The sequence below is a fragment of the Microlunatus flavus genome, from assembly GCF_900110855.1.
Classification (GTDB): Bacteria; Actinomycetota; Actinomycetes; order Propionibacteriales; family Propionibacteriaceae; genus Microlunatus; species Microlunatus flavus.
On sequence record NZ_FOFA01000008.1, the window covers coordinates 33608 to 49985 of the forward strand.

Here is a 16378-nt window from a genome sequence, read left to right on the forward strand (position 1 = left end):
GTCAGGAGCCCGTCGTCAGCGCGCCGAACCGCTCGAGCATCAGGGCCTCCGCCACGCACGCCCGCTCGAGGTCGCCGAGGTGGACCGACTCGTTCGTGCTGTGGGGGCGGCTGTCGGGGTCGTCCACCGCGGTCACGAGGATCGTCGCGCCCGGGAACGCCTTCTGGAAGGCGGCGACCATCGGGATGCTGCCGCCCTGGCCGGTGAAAACCGGGTCGCTCGCCCACGCCTCGCGGAACGCGGCCTGCGCCGCCTCGGCGTACGGGCCCTCGAACGGGATGCGCGCCGGCTGGCCGCTGTCGCCGCGCTCGACCTCGACGTGCGCGCCCCAGGGCGCGTGCTCGCGCAGGTGGCGGGCGAGGTGCTCGAGCGCCCGTTCTGCGTCGTCGCCGGGCGCGACGCGCAGGCTGATCTTGGCGCGCGCGGCGGGGATGAGCGTGTTCGACGCCTGCGCCAGGCGCGTCGTGTCGAGCGCGATGACGGCGAGGGCGGGCTTGCACCAGAGCCGCTCGACGAGCGAACCGGTGCCGATCCACTCGACCCCGTCGAGCATGCTCGCCTCCCGGCGCAGGCGGTCCTCCGGGTACGCCAGGTCCGGCGGCGTCGTCGTGGCGAGGCCCTCGACGGCGACGTCACCGTTCTCGTCGTGGAGCGTGGCGAGCAGCCGGCAGAGCGAGGTCAGGGCGTCGGGGACCGGGCCGCCGAAGCTGCCGCTGTGCACGCCGTGGTGCAGCGTCGAGAGCGTGACGACGCAGTCGGTCACCCCGCGCAGCGTCGTGGTGAAGGCCGGGGTCCCGACCTCCCAGTTGGCCGAGTCGCAGATGACGAAGACGTCGGCCGCGAGCGCCTCGCGCTCCTGGGCGAGCAGGCGCTCGAGCGTGGGCGACCCGACCTCCTCCTCGCCCTCGACGAACACCGTCACGCCGACCGGCGGTCGCCCGTCGAACGCGCGCAGCGCGGCAAGGTGCACGGCGAACCCGCCCTTGTCGTCGGCGCTCCCGCGGCCGAAGAGCCGCCCGTCCACCGATGTGGCGGCGAAGGGTTCCGTATCCCAGCCGCCGGGCTCGCCCTCGGGCTGGACGTCGTGGTGGGCGTAGAGGCAGACCGTCGGCCGACCGTCCGGCGCCGGGTAGCGGCCGATGACCGCCGGCGCGCCACCGGCGTCGACGATCCGGACGTCGGGGCACCGCGCGTCGCGGAGCAGCTGCGCCACAGTCTCGGCGCTACGCCGGACCTCGCCGGCACGCGCGGGGTCGGCGCTCACCGACTCGATCGAGATCAGGTGCTCCAGGTCGGCGAGGACCTGCGGCTGCTGGCGGCGGACGGTGGCGGCGAGATTCACCGCGGCAGCCTAGGTCGTGGGGACTGGGTGAGTTTGTGCACCACCATGGTGCAAGAACTCACCCACTGTCGCGCGAGGCGAGGATCAGGAGGCGAGCGCTGCGGGGATCGTGGCCGCCCAGCCCTCACGGATCTGCTCGACCGGCAGGCTGAACTGGCCCTCGACCGTCAACGTCGCCGCGCCGGCCGTGGTCGTCGTGCCGAGGCGGGTCAGCGTGATGCCGTGCTCCGCGCAGAGCGACGCCAGGTCTTCCTCGGCGTCGGGCGCCAGCGAGACCAGCACGCGCCCGGCGCTCTCGGAGAAGAGGGCGACGAACGGGTCGAGCGCGTCGGGCAGGGTCACGTCCACGCCGAACCCGCGGCGCAGGCACGACTCGACGAGCGCCTGCGCGAGGCCGCCGTCCGACAGGTCGTGGGCGCTGCGCAGCAGGCCACGACGGCTGGCGCGGACGAGGACCTGCGCGAGGCGCTGCTCGTGGGCGAGGTCGACCTGCGGCGGTCGCCCGCCCTGGTGGCTGTGGACGACGTCGGCCCACGCCGACCCGTCGAGCTCGTCGCGGGTCTCGCCGAGCAGGTAGACCGGGTCGCCCTCGCCGCCGAAGCCGACGGGCGTACGCCGCGTCACGTCCTCGATCACGCCCATGACCCCGACCACCGGCGTCGGGAGGATCGGCTGCGTCCCGGTCTGGTTGTAGAAGCTGACGTTCCCGCCGGTGACCGGGGTCCCGAGGACCTGGCAGCCGTCGACCAGGCCGGCGATCGCCTGGGTGAACTGCCACATGATCCCGGGGTCCTCGGGCGAGCCGAAGTTCAGGCAATCGGTGACGGCGACGGGCTCGGCGCCGGAGCAGGCGACGTTCCGGTAGGCCTCGGCCAGGGCGAGCTGCGCGCCCGCGTACGGGTCGAGGAGCGCGAAGCGGCCGTTGCAGTCGGTGGCGAGGGCGACGCCGAGGCCGGTCTCCTCGTCGATGCGGAGCATGCCGGCGTCCTCCGGCTGCGCGAGGACGGAGTTGCCGCGGACGTAGCGGTCGTACTGGTCGGTGACCCAGGACTTGTCGCAGAGGTTCGGGGACGCGGCCAGCGTGAGGAGGGTGTCGGCGAGCTCGTCGCCGGTGCTCGGCCGAGCCAGGTCCCGCGTGCCCCGGGCCTGGATGCGGTCCTGCCAGTCGGGGCGCGCGTACGGGCGCTCGTAGACGGGGCCCTCGTGCGCGACGGTCCGCGGGTCGACGTCGACGACGGTCTCGCCGTGCCAGTCGATGATCAGCCGGTCGTCCTCGGTGACCTCGCCGACGACCGTGGCGAGGACGTCCCACTTGCGGCAGATCTCCATGAAGCGGTCGACGTCGGCGGGTTCGACGACGGCCATCATGCGTTCCTGCGACTCGCTCATGAGGATCTCCTCGGGGCTGAGCGAGGGGTCGCGGAGCGGGACGCGGTCGAGCTCGACGTGCATGCCGCCGTCGCCGGCCGCGGCGAGCTCGGAGGTGGCGCAGGAGATGCCCGCGGCACCGAAGTCCTGGATGCCCGTGACGATGCCGGCGGCGAAGAGCTCGAGCGTGCACTCGATCAGCAGCTTCTCCATGAACGGGTCGCCGACCTGCACCGCCGGGCGCTTGCTCGGCTTGGTCGCGTCGAACGTCTCGCTGGCCAGGATCGACGCGCCGCCGATGCCGTCGCCGCCGGTCGCCGCGCCGTACATGATCACCTGGTTGCCCGCCCCGGTCGCCTTGGCGACGTGCAGGTCCTCGTGGCGCAGGACGCCGACGCAGAGTGCGTTGACGAGCGGGTTGCCGAGGTAGGTCTTGTCGAACACGACCTCACCGCCGATGTTCGGCAGGCCGAGGCAGTTGCCGTAGCTGCCCACCCCGGACACGACGCCGGGCAGCACGCGCGCGGTGTCGGGCTCGTCGAGCGGGCCGAAGCGCAGGGGGTCCATGACGCCGATCGGGCGCGCGCCCATGGCGAGGATATCGCGGACGATGCCGCCGACGCCGGTCGCGGCGCCCTGGTGCGGCTCGACGTAGCTGGGGTGGTTGTGCGACTCGACCTTGAACGTGACCGCGTAGCCCTGACCGATGTCGACCACGCCCGCGTTCTCGCCGATGCCGGCGAGCAGCGCGCTGCCGTTCGGGGTCGTCTGCGGGACCTCGCCAAAGCGGCGCAGGTGCACCTTCGACGACTTGTAGGAGCAGTGCTCCGACCACATGACGGAGTACATGGCCAGCTCCGCGCCGGTCGGGCGGCGCCCGAGGATCTCGCGGGTGCGGTCGTACTCGTCGCTCGTCAGGCCGAGCTCGGACCACGGCTGGGTCTGCTCGGGGGTGCGGGCGGCGTTCTCGACGGTGTCGACCACGCGCTTACGGTACCGGGGCTCGTGGGCCCGGCCGGCCGGTCGAGGTTCGGCGGGCACTCGTCGCCTGCTTCGATCGGAGCCCTGAAGTCGCTGAAGTTGTCCACAGACCCGAGCCGATGGAGCACGAAATCGCTAGCCTGAGCCCCTGACCGGGGGGTTGTCGATGGTGCGCAGGCGGACGAGGCGGGGGCTTGTCCTTGGCGTCAGCCTGCTCGCGCTCGTCGGGTTCGGCTGCACGCGGGAGACGACGCCCCCGCCTCCGCCCGTCAGCACCTCTGCGACCCCGACCGAGTCGGCGCAGGAGCGCGAGGAGCGGCTCGCGTATGAAGCGGCGGAGAAGAGCTACCGGGATTTCCGGGCTGAGTACCGCCGCGCACTCAACGCAGGCGGGGCCTCATCCGCGACAAGTCCTATGAAGGCAGTCGCTGGCGGGTCCTACCTCCAGGAAGCCACTGAAGTCCTCCAGGCCTACAAGGGCTTACAGCAGCACAGTTCTGGCGCCGGCAAGATCGTCTATGTCCAACGCCAGGGCTACTCCGCTACGTCGCTGGTGCTGATGACCTGCGAAGACACGCGATCCGTAAAGATCTTCGATAAGGCCGGGAAGATGATCGGGCGCGGCGAACAGCGTCAGGCCGAGCTGGAAGTGAGGCTCGAGGACGGGAGCTGGAAAGTCTGGTCTGGCAGAGGCCGAAAGGTAACATCGTGCGACGCCTGATTCAAGCCGGAGCGCTCGCCCTAATCCTCTCCTGCGCCGTAGTGAACTCAGCTCAGGCGGACGACGACTGGGGCAGCGCGACGACAGAATCGTCTGACTCCGTAAGCGTCAAGGCGTGGAAATCCAAGGCGAAGGGCGGAAGCAAGTCGAAGCCGGCCAAGAGAGCCGGAAGCGCTCCGAGACCGACTGCCTCGAAGCCCTCGAACTACGACCGCGAACTTGCGGCCTGGAAGGTGCGCGACGCGGCGTACCGGGAGTACCTGACGGTCCGCGCCGGGCCGAACCGTTGCCCCATCGCCGGCTGCCCGCAGGCGCCGACGGCGGTCCCCGCGCCGGGCGAGCGCCCGCTGGACGACGGTGTCCGGTCGACCGGGGGCGGGATCGCGGCGCCGCAGATCTCGCCTGAGCAGGCCGCGTACGTGGCTGTCGCCCGCCTGCGCCTCACCGCGCCGAAGCCTGTCATCGGCCCCTCGCCAAAGATCAACGAGTGGAAGATGGCAGCGGTCGGCTACCCGTACTGGCTCTGGGCCGAGGGCGACCTCGACCCCGCTCCGGTCTCGACCACGGTGCAGGACCTGACGGTGCGGCTCGACGCGCACCTGGCGAGCACGACGTTCGACCTGGGCGACGGCACGGAGCTGACCTGCACCGACCTCACGAGCCGGTGGACCCCCGCCGTCGAACCCGGTGCCGCCTCGCCGGCCTGCGGCCACACCTACACGCAGCCCTCGCTCCCCCGCGGCAGCTACACCGTGACGGCGTACAGCACGTGGGCGGTCGACTGGTCCGTGAACGGCGTCGGCGGAACCATCCCGCTCTACCAGCAGGCCGCGACGACCATCCCCGTCGGCGAGCTGCAGGTCCTCACCCACTGACCCGGGCCGACGTTCCTGTCAGAACGTCGGCAGCACCACGTCGGCGTAGACCATGTTGTGGTCGGAGTTGCGCGCCGGGTTGCGCTGCTCCACCACCTGGCTGAACGTCTTCGACCCGATGGTGCCGTAGACGAGGATCTGGTCGACCCGGCGGGCGTAGCCCTGGGGGTCGGCCTTCAGCGTGGTGTCGAAGTGGTTGAGGCTCGGGTATTCGAGGTTGACCTGCTTCTCCGCGCCGGCGGCGTCGTAGAAGCCCTGCGAGACCAGGTAGTCGTGCGGCGCGTTGCCGGCCTTGTCGGTCTGGCTGGAGTTGAAGTCGCCCGCGACGACGACGGGCTCATTCGGCTTGCGGATCAGGTTCATGTTGGCCCAGATCGTGGCGGCCTGGACCCGGCGCAGCTCGTTGAACTTCGCCTCCTCGGACGCCTTGTCGCTGTGGCGGTAGTCGAGGTGGGCCGAGACGACGAGGAAGGGCTTGCCGGTCGCGAGGTCCAGGAACTCCCCGTACGCCGCGCTGCGCTTCCACGTCGGCGCGTCGCCGGGCAGGATCGGCAGGTCGAAGCTGCAGCTGGTGCTGAAGTCGAGCGTCGCGCCGTTGACCACGGTCGTGTCGGTGCACGGTGTGAGCAGCTGGTAGCGCGAGGAGTCGTAGAGGATGCGCGCGGCCTGGCTGCCGTGCGGGGTCCCCGGCGGGTTGTAGATCGTGCTGCGCGTGAGCGTGTAGCGCGCCATCGTCGGGTCGGCCTTGATCAGCGCGGACTGCACGCTCTCGGTCTGGCGCTGCCCGCCGAACCGGGCCGGGCTGGCCTCCTGGATCGCCACGATCCCCGGGTCGACCTTGAGGATGTCCGACGCGACCCCGGCGGCGCGGACCGACCAGTTGCGGCGGTCTTCGCCGTCGTACTTGGCGCTGCGGATGTTGTAGCTCGCGATCCGCAGCGGCGAGCCGGTCGCCGGCGGCGGCACGGCCCGCGCGGTCGTCGCCACGAGGTCGGAGGCCTTGCCCTTGCGGACGCCGTGCCGTCTGACGTCGACCCCGACGACGCGGATGTAGAGGTGGTTTCCCGTCGCCGGCGCCGCCCCGGCCTTGCGCACGGCCTCTGCACTGAGGGTGACCGAACGGCGCGACCCGCTGACCGTGAACGTTTGAGCACCGCGCCCCTCGTCGGAGGAGCCGAACGGCGTGAGCGCGGTCTCGACGCGGAACTTGTCGGTCCGCGACCCGCTGGCGTGCCAGCTGACCTTGATCTCGCCCGCCTGCGCGCCGGGGCTGGCGACGACGCTCGTCACCGAACCCGGGCGTCCGGCCGCCGATGCCGTCGTCGGCACGAAGGCCGACAGGACGGCCGCCAGCACGCCGGTCGCTGCTGCGGCTCGAGCTCCTACGCGCACTTCCACTCCTGGCTCCGAGGACGTTCGAGCACGACGGCCCGACGACGCCCCCGGTCGTGCTCTGAGACTAAGCCCTCGGGGTCCCTCGCCGCAGGGGTGACGGCGAACTTCCGGACCTTCGTCCCGCCCGCAGCGACGCCGCCCACAGGCACCCCACGACGGTCGTCGCGTACGCGGTCGCCGGCTGCCAGACGCCGATGCCGCCGTCGTTGGCGAGGGTCCCGACGACGGCCATCAGGAGGATCGCGACGAGCGTCGGCCGCAGCGTGGTGAACCGGCCCTGCAACCGCGGCACGGCCCAGCGGAGCATCACCCACCACAGCGCGACGCCGACCACGACCGAGACGACACCCTGCACCGAGAGGATGGTCTCGGCCGAGGCCACCGCCTTGCGGCTGACGACGTCGACCGCGTCGCCGTCGAGCACGCGCTGCACGAAGTTGCCGAGGTGGCTGCGCCGGTCCGGGCCCCGCGACCAGTCGGCGACCGACACCGCCGCCACGGCCACGACGCCCGCGGCGCCGACCAGCAGCGCCCGCAGCCACGTGATCCGCGCGCCCGACAGCGCGAGGCAGAACCACACCACGGCCGGAACCATCCCGATGATGCCGCCGAAGTCGCTGCCCATCGACGGCCAGCCCTCGCAGAGCGCCATCACGCCGCCGATCACGCCCACCGCCACCACGGCGGCACGGCGCCGCCGGGCCTGGAGCAGGCGGTGCGCCACCCAGCCGGCGACGACGAGGACGGCGGCGGCGTACGCGGCGAAGGTGACGTTGCCGAAGCCGTACCAGCGCAGCCCGAAGACGGGCCGGGAGTTGAGCAGCGACCCCGGTTCGAACGGTCCGCCGAGCGCCGCGTCGACCGTGAAGGCGACGGCGCTGACGAGGGCCCCGGCGACGGGGGGCGGCACCCGCAGGAGGCGCGAGAGCCCCAGCGCCAGGAAGGTCAGGACCGTGATCACCGACCACACCGCCACGCCGACGGCGAGCCCCGGGGAACCTGACCGCGCCCACGGGACGGCGCCCGTCAGCATCATCCCGGCGAGCAGGACCGAGCCGAGCGTGAGGACGCGTTCGGGCAGGAGCCACCACCGGCGCCACACGCCGACGAGCGCCAGCAGCGCGAGCAGGGTGCCGCCCGCGGCGAGCGAGAGGTAGCCGGTGACCGACGCGTCGGACAGCGCGGCGACCTCGCGGACCTGCGCCTCGACCACCGGGAGCGAGAGGTCCGCCGGGTAGACCTCCAGCGGGGAGCCGTCGATGGTCGCCACCGCGGCGCTGGAACCGCGTCCCACGTCCACGAGCTCGCGCGTGACGTCGGTCAGCGTGACGATGCCCTCGCGGCGGGTGCTCGCCGACGTCACGAAGCCCGGCAGCGTCGTGCCGATCCGGTAGAAGACCCCCATCGCCGGGTCGTCGGAGCCCGCCGCCGGCCCCATCCCGCTGACCAGCAGCGTGACGTCGTCGCGGGCCGCGAGCGCGGTGATCACCGCGTCAGAGGCATCGCCGGCGTCGACGAGGGTGACGGGGCAGGAGAGCTTCTCGCCCCCGGCGACGAACGCCGCGGCGTCGGTGTAGGACGCGACGCTCCCGTCGGAATTGGCTGCGGCGAGAGCGGCACCGGGACCGACGGCCGCGACGCAGCCGGGCACCGAGCCCGCGAGCGTGCCCAGCCGGGCGTCGCCGCGCCGCGCGGCCGCGGCCGCCAGCCGGGCGTCCCAGTCGGTCACCCGCGCACCGGCCCCCGCAGGGGCGACGGCAGGAGCGCAGAGGTCGTCCACCGCGGCCCGTCGTCCGGCCCCGAGCGTCGTCCAGCTGGCCGCCGCGCAGCTGCCGACGTAGCGGGCCCGGGTGTTGACCGTCCCGGTCTGCGCGTCCTCGAGGTGCGCGCCGAGGACCGTACGGTCGGCGTCGGTCAGCGCAGAGCGGCCGGGGACGCCGACGAGGACGACGTGCTCGGTGTAGACGTCGCTGGGCGTGGGTTCGGGAGCGAGGGCGTCCACGCCGCGCAGCAGCGCGAAGACGACGACCCCGAGGACGAGCAGGAGGACCCCGAGCCCGCGTCGCGGCGGGCGCACCCGGACGGGGACGGGGGCGTTGCGCGCCCGCGGCCGGTTGCCCACGCGGTGCCCGCGCCCGTCAGACGTGGGCGCCGAGGAAGTCCAGGACGCTGGCGAAGATCGGCCGGCCGTCGAGCGAGGGGCCGGTGAGGGGGTCGACGTTGTGCTCGGGGTGCGGCATGAGCCCGACGACGTTGCCGCGCTCGTTGCAGATGCCGGCGATGTCGTTGACGGAACCGTTCGGGTTGGCCCCGGTGTAGCGGAAGACGACCCGGCCCTCGCCCTCCAGGCGCGCGACCGTCTCGGCGTCGGCGACGAAGCCGCCCTCGCCGTTCTTGAGGACGATCTCGATCTCCTGCCCGACCTCGAAGCGGCTCGTCCAGGTCGTGTCGACCGACTCGACCCGCAGGCCCTGGTCGCGGCACACGAAGGTCCGGACGTCGTTGCGGATCAGCGCGCCCGGCAGCAGGTGCGCCTCGCAGAGGATCTGGAAGCCGTTGCAGATGCCGAGCACCGGCATACCCGCACCCGCCGCGCGGACGACCTCGTCCATCACCGGCGCGAAGCGGGCGATCGCGCCGCAGCGCAGGTAGTCGCCGTACGAGAAGCCGCCGGGCAGGACGACCGCGTCGACCCCGTCCAGGCTGTCGCTGCCGTGCCACAGGGCGACGGCCTCGGCGCCGGCGATGCGCACGGCACGCAGCGCGTCGTGGTCGTCGAGCGAGCCGGGGAACGTGACGACGCCGATGCGCGGCGCCATCAGGCCGTCGTCTCCTCGTTGAGGTGGTCCACGTCGTGGCCGGGGTGGTCGGTCCCGCCCTGCGCGGTCGGGGCCGCCTCGTCGACGGTTCCCGCGACGTCGGTCTCGACGCGGACGTCGTACGTCTCGATGACCGTGTTGGCGAGCAGCGTCTCCGCCGCACGCTCGATGTCGGCCAGCCGGTCGGGCGTCACCTCGCCGTCGACCTCGATCTCGAACCGCTTGCCCTGCCGCACCGCGAGCCCGGAGAAGCCGAGCCGGCCCAGCGCGCCGGTCACCGCCTTGCCCTGCGGGTCCAGGATCTCGGGCTTGGGCATGACGTCGACCACCACGCGTGCCATGGCCCTGATTCTAGGGACTCCGGCGCCCAGCGCCGCTTTCGCGCGCCAGCCCGGACCGGCTCTGCACAGGTTGCTCGTGCTCTGCACGTCCTGCAGCCTGTGCAGAGCCGGTGCATTTCACGACATCGTGAAATGCAAGGACCCGCGCAAGCCGGGCTCAAGCGCCCTGGTGCGGCCGGTCTTCGGGGTGCTACGCGGTCCGGGTCAGGCGGAGAAGGCCGTCCCGGTCAGGCGCTCGTACGCGTCGAGGTAGCGCTGGCGGGTGTCGGCGAGGACCTGCGCGGGCACGGGCGGCGGCGCGGCACCGGAACCGCGGTCCCAGCCGGACTCGTGGAGCAGCCAGTTGCGGACGAACTGCTTGTCGAAGGAGTCGAGCCGCGCGCCGGGCGCCCAGGTGGCGGCGTCCCAGTAGCGCGAGGAGTCCGGCGTGAGGACCTCGTCGGCGAGCACGAGCGTGCCGTCGGCGCGGCGGCCGAGCTCGAGCTTGGTGTCGGCCAGCACCAGGCCGCGCTCGCGGGCGACGGCCTCGGCGCGGCCGTACACCGCGAGCGTCACGTCGCGCAGCTGCTCGCCGAGCGCCTGGCCCGTGGTCTCGACCATGGTGGCGAAGTCGACGTTCTCGTCGTGCTCGCCGAACGCCGCCTTGGTCGCGGGCGTGAAGATCGGCTCCGGCAGCCGGGAGCCGTCGACGAGCCCGTCGGGCAGCGGCACGCCGCACACCGAGCGGGACTGCTGGTACTCGACCCAGCCCGACCCGGTCAGGTAGCCCCGCGCCACGCACTCGACCGGAACCATCTCCAGGCGCTCGCACACCACGGCCCGGCCGCGGACCGCCTCGGGGACCTCGGTCGAGAGCACGTGGTTCTCGACGAGGTCGCCGAGCTGGGCGAACCACCACTGCGACAGCTGGGTGAGCACCGCGCCCTTGTCCGGCACGAGGCTGTCCAGGACGAAGTCGAAGGCGCTGATCCGGTCGGTGGCGACCATCAGCAGGGCCGAGCCGGCGGGGCCGTGCCCGTCGGGGCGGTCGTACGCGTACAGCTCGCGGACCTTGCCGACGTGGAGCAGCGGCAGGTCCAGGACCCCGGCGAAGCCGCCGAGGGAGGGCACGGAGGCAGACCCTGGCTCGTCCATGATCGGGCCACCCTAGCCTGGTGCCAAGGCCCTCCCGGACGGCACAGTGGAGCTCGGACCGACCCGGTCCCCCACCCGAAGGAAGGCACCTCATGTCCTCGCTCTCCCGCCCTCGTCACGGCCGCGTCGTCGCGGGGGTGTGCGCCGCGATCGGCAACCGGTTCGGGATCAGCCCCTTCCTGGTGCGGGTGATCTTCCTCGTCAGCATGCTGCTGCCCGGCCCGCAGATCCTGATCTACCTCGCCGGCTGGATCCTCATCCCGAACGAGCGCTCCTGACGCTGCGGCCGAGCCTGCGCCGTCCCGGCCGGGCGCCCACGGCGAGCGCCACGAGCGCCGCCAGCCCGAGCCCCACGCGGGGGTCGGCGGGCCAGCCCGGCCGGGGCAGCGCAGGCAGCCCGACCAGCCGGGCGGGCTGACCGCCGCGCACCTGCAGGTCGCCGGGGTAGCCCTGGCGGACCCAGTCCGACACCCGTTCCGCCCAGCCGCTGCCGACGCCGATCCGGTGCCCGGCCCCGGCCACCACCTCGACCCGGCCCCGGGTGCCCACCGCCGCGCGGTAGCGCCCCGCGGCCACCGCGACCGGAACGGTCGCGTCGTCGGCACCCCACAGCGCGTACGACGGCTGGCCCCCGGCGGCTAGGGCCGGTGCGACGTCCGTGCTCAGCCAGGGGGCGACCGGTCCGCCCAGGCCGAGCGCCGCCGCGGCGCCCCCGCGGACCGCACCGGGGAGCGCCGAGAGTCGCCGGTCCACCACCCACGACGCCTGTTCGAGCGGCGTCACCACCGGCGCCGAGACGAGCACCGTGAACGCGACCCGTCCGGGCTCGCGGGCGGCGGCGATCGGCACGACCCAGCTGCCCTCGCTGAACCCGAGCAGCCCGACTCGCCCGGGGTCGACCCCCGGCTGGCGGGCGACGGTGGTCAGGGCGCCCAGCGCGTCGTCGGCAGCCGGTCGTAGCTGCGCCGCAGCGGGCCGTAGCCCTCGGTGCGCTTGTCGTAGGTCAGCACGGCCAGCCCGCCGCGGGCGAGGGCCTCGGCCTCGTCGGCCAGGTCGTCGCGCGTCGTCGGGCCGGGACCGTCGACGAGCACGACGCCGGGGATCGTGCCCTCGGCACCGCGGGGGCGCACGACCCGGGCCGGGAGGCCCGACGCGGTGACGGTGTCGACGCGGTCGACGAAGGCGTACGGCAGGTGCTGGACCCAGATGGGCACGACCGGGAGCGGCGCGACTTCGAGCGGCGTCACCCGCTCGGGCGGGCGCCAGCCGGTCGCCGTCGCGATCGAGAGGACCGCCAGCAGCAGCCACGTCACCAGTGCGGCGAAGAGAGCGCGCACGACGCGCCGGACGAGCTCGGGGCGCGGTCGTCCGCGCGGACCCGCCTCGAGCCGGTCGACCGCCGGCTGGGCTTCCGGGTGGGTCACCGCGTCCCGGCGAGCACCAGGCCGACGCCCGCGCAGACGAGGCCGGCGGTGAGCACGGCCGCGCCCAGCCAGAGCAGCACCAGCAGCCGGGACGGCCGGTGCGGGTCGCGCCCGAGCACGGAGAGGAAGAAGCCGGCCGGCATGAGGACCGCGGCCCACAGCACCCCGGACGCGCCGAACCGCGACCAGCCGGGCACGCCCGGGCTGCTCACCAGGACCAGGACGAGCAGCCCGAGGACGATCAGCACGGCCGCGTGGGCGTGGCCGGCGCGGAAGAAGGAGCGCTGCAGCTCGTTGGCGGGCTGCTGCCCGGTGGTGACCCGCAGGACGAACGTCCCCCCGTACGCGACGGTCACGACGAGCAGCAGGACGACGCCGGCCGTCACGAGCTCAGAGCTGGAAAGGGTCATCGATCTCTCCGTCGCGGGTCAGGTCGAGCAGCGAGGTGGCCCGCAGCACGAGGTGGTGCAGGTCGCCGAGCCCGCTGCCCATGAGGCGGTCTCGCTCGAGGGCCCCGCTCAGCGCGAGGGTCGCGAGGCCGTGGACCAGCGCCCACGCGGCCGCCGCCTTGACGGCGACCTGGTCGCGGGTCCCCGGCGCGACGTCGGCGACGCCGTCGACGAGCTGACGGTTGGCCCGCGACGCCGCCGCCGCGAGCGCCGGGTCGTCGCCGTGCACCAGGTCCGGGGCGTGCATGACGGCGAAGTGGCCCGGGTGGCTGACGGCGAAGAGCACGTAAGCCGCGCCGACCTCGGCGAACCCCAGCGGCGCCGCCGTCTCCAGCGCCTCGGACAGCAGGGTGTAGCCCTCGGCGGCGAGCGCGGTGAACACGCCGAGCCGGTCGCCGAAGTGGTGCCGGGGCGCGGTGTGGCTGACGCCGAGCTCGGCGGCGACGGCCCGCAGGCTGAAGGCCTCGGCCCCGTCCCGGGCGACGAGCTCCGCCGCCCGGGCCAGCAGCTGGGCGCGCAGGTCCCCGTGGTGGTACGTCCGCGCCGGTTGACTCACCCGGCGAAGTTACCGCCGTCAAGTTACCGTTGGCAAGACCTGGTGGGCCGGCTCGTGCATTTCACGTTGTCGTGAAATGCACGCGCTCTGCCACACCTGCAGGACGGGTAGAGCACGAGGAACCTCGGACAAGTGCGGGCCGACGGCGGCGGCCCGAGCCGGACCTAGAGGACTGGGCCAGGAACGTACGCGGCGGCGTCCGGGTGCTTGGCGGCGACGTCGTCGATGCGGGCGACCAGCGTCGCGACCTGGGCGCGCGCGGTGCCGGTGAGCTCGATCGGGTCGGCGAGCGCGGCTTCGAGGGCCTCGCGCGTCATGCCGAGGCGTTCGTCGGCGGCGAGGCGGTCGACGAGGTCGTTGCCGCCGCCGCTCTCGCGCATGCGCAGCGCGACGGCCACCGCGTGCTCCTTGATCGCCTCGTGCGCGGTCTCGCGGCCGGTGCCGTGGCGTACCGCCGCCATGAGGACCTTCGTCGTCGCGAGGAACGGCAGGTAGCGGCGCAGCTCGGCCTCGATGACCGCGGGGAACGCGCCGAAGTCCTCGAGCACGGTCAGGAACGTCTCGAACAGACCGTCGATGGCGAAGAACGCGTCGGGCAGCGCGATGCGGCGCACGACGGAGTCGGAGACGTCGCCCTCGTTCCACTGGTCGCCGGCGAGCTCGCCGACCATCGAGACGTAGCCGCGGACGACGACGGCGAGGCCGTTGACCCGCTCGCAGGAGCGGGTGTTCATCTTGTGCGGCATGGCGCTGGAGCCGACCTGGCCGGGCTGGAAGCCCTCGGTCACCAGCTCGAGGCCGGCCATCAGCCGGATCGACGTGGCGAGGTTCGACGGGGCGGCCGCGACCTGGGCCAGCGCGGTGACGACCTCGTAGTCGAGCGAGCGCGGGTAGACCTGGCCGGTGCTGACCAGCACCGAGCCGAAGCCGAGGTGCTCGGCGACGCGCTGCTCCAGCGCCTCCAGCCGGGTGGCGTCGCCGTCGACGAGGTCGAGCATGTCCTGCGCCGTCCCGACCGGCCCCTTGATGCCGCGCAGCGGGTAGCGCGCCAGCAGCTCCTCGACCCGGGCGTACGCGACGAGGAGCTCGTTGGCCACGGTCGCGAACCGCTTGCCCAGGGTCGTCACCTGCGCGGCGACGTTGTGCGAACGGCCGGCCATCGGCAGGTCGGCGTACTGCGCCGCCCGCTCCCCCAGCCGGACCAGCGCGGAGACGACGCGGTCGCGCACGATCTCCAGCGCCGAGCGGATCTGGAGCTGCTCGACGTTCTCGGTCAGGTCGCGCGAGGTCATGCCCTTGTGCACCTGCTCGTGCCCGGCGAGCGCGTTGAACTCCTCGATGCGCGCCTTCACGTCGTGCCGGGTGACCCGCTCGCGGGCGGCGATCGAGGCCAGGTCGACGTCGTCGACGACGCGCTCGTACGCGGCGATGACCGCGTCGGGGTCCTCGCCGCCGCCCCCCTCGACCCCCACGGCGACGCCGAGGTCGCGCTGCGCCGCGAGCACGGCGAGCCAGAGCCGCCGCTCGGCGACGACCTTGTTCTCCGGGGACCACACCGCCCGCATCTGGGGCGACGCGTAGCGGTTCGCGAGGACGTTGGGGACGCTCATCGGTCCTCCTGCTGGCCGAGCGCTGCGGCCTCGGCGATGTCGTGGCGGTGGAAGGAACCTTCGAGGCCGAGGCGCTCGAGGCCGGCGTACGCGACGGCGCGCGCGGCGGCGAGGTCGGCGCCGGTGCCGACGACGGTGAGCACGCGCCCACCGCTGCTGACGACCGCGCCGTCGGGCCCGTACGCGGTGCCGGCCTGGACGACGGACGCGCCCGTCGCGGCGACGGTGTCGAGCCCGGTCACGGCGTCGCCGAGGGTCGGCGTCCCCGGGTAGCCGCGCGCGGCCAGCACGACGCCGACCGCGGCGTCGTCGGACCACTCCAGCTCCGGCTCCTCGCCGAGCGTCCCCGTGGCCGCGGCGTGCAGCAGCCGGCCGAGCGGGGTCCGCAGCCGGGCCAGCAGGGGCTGGGTCTCCGGGTCGCCGAACCGTGCGTTGAACTCGACCACCCGTACTCCCGCGGCCGTCAGCGCCAGGCCCGCGTAGAGGAGCCCGCTGAAGGGGACGCCCCGGCGGGCCATCTCCCGCACCGTCGGCTCGAGGACCCGCCGCGTCACCTCCTCCACGAGGTCCGGCGGGGCCCAGGGCAGGGGCGTGTACGCGCCCATGCCGCCGGTGTTCGGCCCGGCGTCACCGTCGCCCACGCGCTTGAAGTCCTGCGCCGGCTGCATCGCGCGCACCGAGCGGCCGTCGGTCAGGGCGAAGAGGCTGACCTCGGGGCCGTCGAGGAACTCCTCGACGACGACGCGCTCGCAGCCGGCCGCGTGGGCGAGAGCCGCCTCGCGGTCGTCGGTCACCACCACGCCCTTGCCGGCGGCGAGGCCGTCGTCCTTGACGACGTAGGGCGGGCCGAAGTGGTCCAGCGCCGCCGCCACGGCGTCGAGGTCGCGGCACAGGCGCGCGGCGGCCGTCGGGACGCCGGCGATGTCCATGACGTCCTTGGCGAAGGCCTTGCTGCCCTCGAGCTGGGCGGCCGCGGCGGACGGGCCGAAGCAGGCGACGCCGGCGGCGCGGACGGCGTCGGCGACGCCGAGCACGAGCGGCGCCTCCGGGCCGACGACCACGAGGTCGACGCCGAGCCGGCGGGCCAGCCCGCTGACCGCAGCGCCGTCGAGCGGGTCGACCGCGTGGTTGGTGGCGACCTCGGCGGTGCCGGGGTTGCCCGGGGCGACGTGGACCTCGCCGACTCCGGGGTCACGGGCCAGCGCCAGCGCGAGCGCGTGCTCGCGGCCGCCGGAACCGAGGACGAGCACACGCAGCGGGTCAGGCACGTCGCGCAAGCCTACCGAGCGGGGGCCGTGGCGCCGACCACCGAACCGCAGCCCCGGTCACGGGTGCGAGCAGACCGGGCACGCCGTACGCCGCT

Annotated in this window: 15 protein-coding genes and 1 pseudogene; 3 read left to right on the forward strand and 13 right to left on the reverse strand. The window is 73.7% G+C overall.

Features of this window, described 5'->3' with window-relative positions; all coding sequences use genetic code 11:
* Position 1 precedes the first annotated feature (1 nt).
* Positions 2-1342 carry a dipeptidase gene (locus BMY04_RS16735; protein ID WP_091183657.1) on the reverse strand — a complete coding sequence of 447 codons (1341 nt, stop codon included), beginning with the start codon at positions 1340-1342 and terminating at the stop codon, positions 2-4.
* An 84-nt stretch (positions 1343-1426) separates the two neighbouring features.
* The gene (gene purL, locus BMY04_RS16740) at positions 1427-3694 is read right to left on the reverse strand and encodes a phosphoribosylformylglycinamidine synthase subunit PurL (RefSeq protein WP_091183661.1); all 2268 of its coding nucleotides are present in this window, start codon (positions 3692-3694) and stop codon (positions 1427-1429) included.
* A 163-nt stretch (positions 3695-3857) separates the two neighbouring features.
* Here purL and BMY04_RS16745 point away from each other — a divergent pair, with 163 nt between their 5' ends.
* Together BMY04_RS16745 and BMY04_RS16750 are read left to right on the forward strand one after the other, a co-directional pair.
* Positions 3858-4412: a hypothetical protein gene (locus tag BMY04_RS16745; RefSeq protein WP_091183666.1), complete on the forward strand. Its 555-nt coding sequence runs from the start codon at positions 3858-3860 to the stop codon at positions 4410-4412.
* Positions 4413-4645: 233 nt separating this feature from the next.
* Positions 4646-5287, forward strand: a complete 642-nt coding sequence (locus BMY04_RS16750; protein WP_091183669.1) for a hypothetical protein — start codon at positions 4646-4648, stop codon at positions 5285-5287.
* 18 nt (positions 5288-5305) lie between these two features.
* On the opposite strand, the gene BMY04_RS16755 is transcribed toward BMY04_RS16750, so the two are convergent.
* The 5 genes and pseudogenes from BMY04_RS16755 to BMY04_RS23715 all read right to left on the reverse strand — a co-directional run bounded on the left by BMY04_RS16755 (position 5306) and on the right by BMY04_RS23715 (position 10952).
* A complete protein-coding gene (locus tag BMY04_RS16755) occupies positions 5306-6643 on the reverse strand; it encodes an endonuclease/exonuclease/phosphatase family protein (RefSeq protein WP_170854192.1) in 1338 nt (445 codons plus the stop codon).
* Between the two features lie 103 nt (positions 6644-6746).
* Entirely contained in the window at positions 6747-8804 is a 2058-nt protein-coding gene (locus BMY04_RS16760; RefSeq protein WP_091183675.1) for a hypothetical protein, read from the reverse strand.
* Between the two features lie 16 nt (positions 8805-8820).
* Positions 8821-9501 (reverse strand): phosphoribosylformylglycinamidine synthase subunit PurQ, encoded by a 681-nt coding sequence (gene purQ, locus BMY04_RS16765; RefSeq protein WP_091183678.1) that lies wholly within the window; start codon positions 9499-9501, stop codon positions 8821-8823.
* Between the two features lie 104 nt (positions 9502-9605).
* Positions 9606-9842 (reverse strand): annotated as a pseudogene (purS, locus tag BMY04_RS23710) (phosphoribosylformylglycinamidine synthase subunit PurS); the annotation flags it as partial.
* Between the two features lie 204 nt (positions 9843-10046).
* Complete coding sequence (locus tag BMY04_RS23715) at positions 10047-10952, reverse strand: phosphoribosylaminoimidazolesuccinocarboxamide synthase (RefSeq protein ID WP_232506461.1); 906 nt, start codon at positions 10950-10952, stop codon at positions 10047-10049.
* A 116-nt stretch (positions 10953-11068) separates the two neighbouring features.
* Between BMY04_RS23715 and BMY04_RS16775 the strand changes: the two genes are divergently transcribed.
* Positions 11069-11254 (forward strand): PspC domain-containing protein, encoded by a 186-nt coding sequence (locus BMY04_RS16775; RefSeq protein ID WP_091183681.1) that lies wholly within the window; start codon positions 11069-11071, stop codon positions 11252-11254.
* On the opposite strand, the gene BMY04_RS16780 is transcribed toward BMY04_RS16775, so the two are convergent.
* From BMY04_RS16780 to purD, 6 genes are all read right to left on the reverse strand, one after another.
* Positions 11232-11825, reverse strand: a complete 594-nt coding sequence (locus tag BMY04_RS16780; RefSeq protein ID WP_091183685.1) for an alpha/beta fold hydrolase — start codon at positions 11823-11825, stop codon at positions 11232-11234. The two genes, BMY04_RS16775 and BMY04_RS16780, sit on opposite strands and share 23 nt — an antisense overlap.
* Positions 11826-11899: 74 nt before the next feature.
* The gene (locus BMY04_RS16785) at positions 11900-12400 is read right to left on the reverse strand and encodes an alpha/beta hydrolase (protein WP_091183688.1); all 501 of its coding nucleotides are present in this window, start codon (positions 12398-12400) and stop codon (positions 11900-11902) included.
* On the reverse strand, positions 12397-12810 hold the full coding sequence (locus BMY04_RS16790) for a hypothetical protein (protein WP_091183692.1): 414 nt from the start codon (positions 12808-12810) through the stop codon (positions 12397-12399). The genes BMY04_RS16785 and BMY04_RS16790 overlap by 4 nt, the downstream gene beginning before the upstream one ends.
* A complete protein-coding gene (locus BMY04_RS16795; protein ID WP_091183695.1) occupies positions 12791-13405 on the reverse strand; it encodes a TetR/AcrR family transcriptional regulator in 615 nt (204 codons plus the stop codon). Before BMY04_RS16795 ends, BMY04_RS16790 begins: the two co-directional genes overlap by 20 nt.
* A 164-nt stretch (positions 13406-13569) precedes the next feature.
* The gene (gene purB / locus BMY04_RS16800; protein ID WP_091183699.1) at positions 13570-15015 is read right to left on the reverse strand and encodes an adenylosuccinate lyase; all 1446 of its coding nucleotides are present in this window, start codon (positions 15013-15015) and stop codon (positions 13570-13572) included.
* Positions 15012-16271: a phosphoribosylamine--glycine ligase gene (purD, locus tag BMY04_RS16805; RefSeq protein WP_091184305.1), complete on the reverse strand. Its 1260-nt coding sequence runs from the start codon at positions 16269-16271 to the stop codon at positions 15012-15014. Before purD ends, purB begins: the two co-directional genes overlap by 4 nt.
* Between the last annotated feature and the right edge of the window lie 107 nt (positions 16272-16378).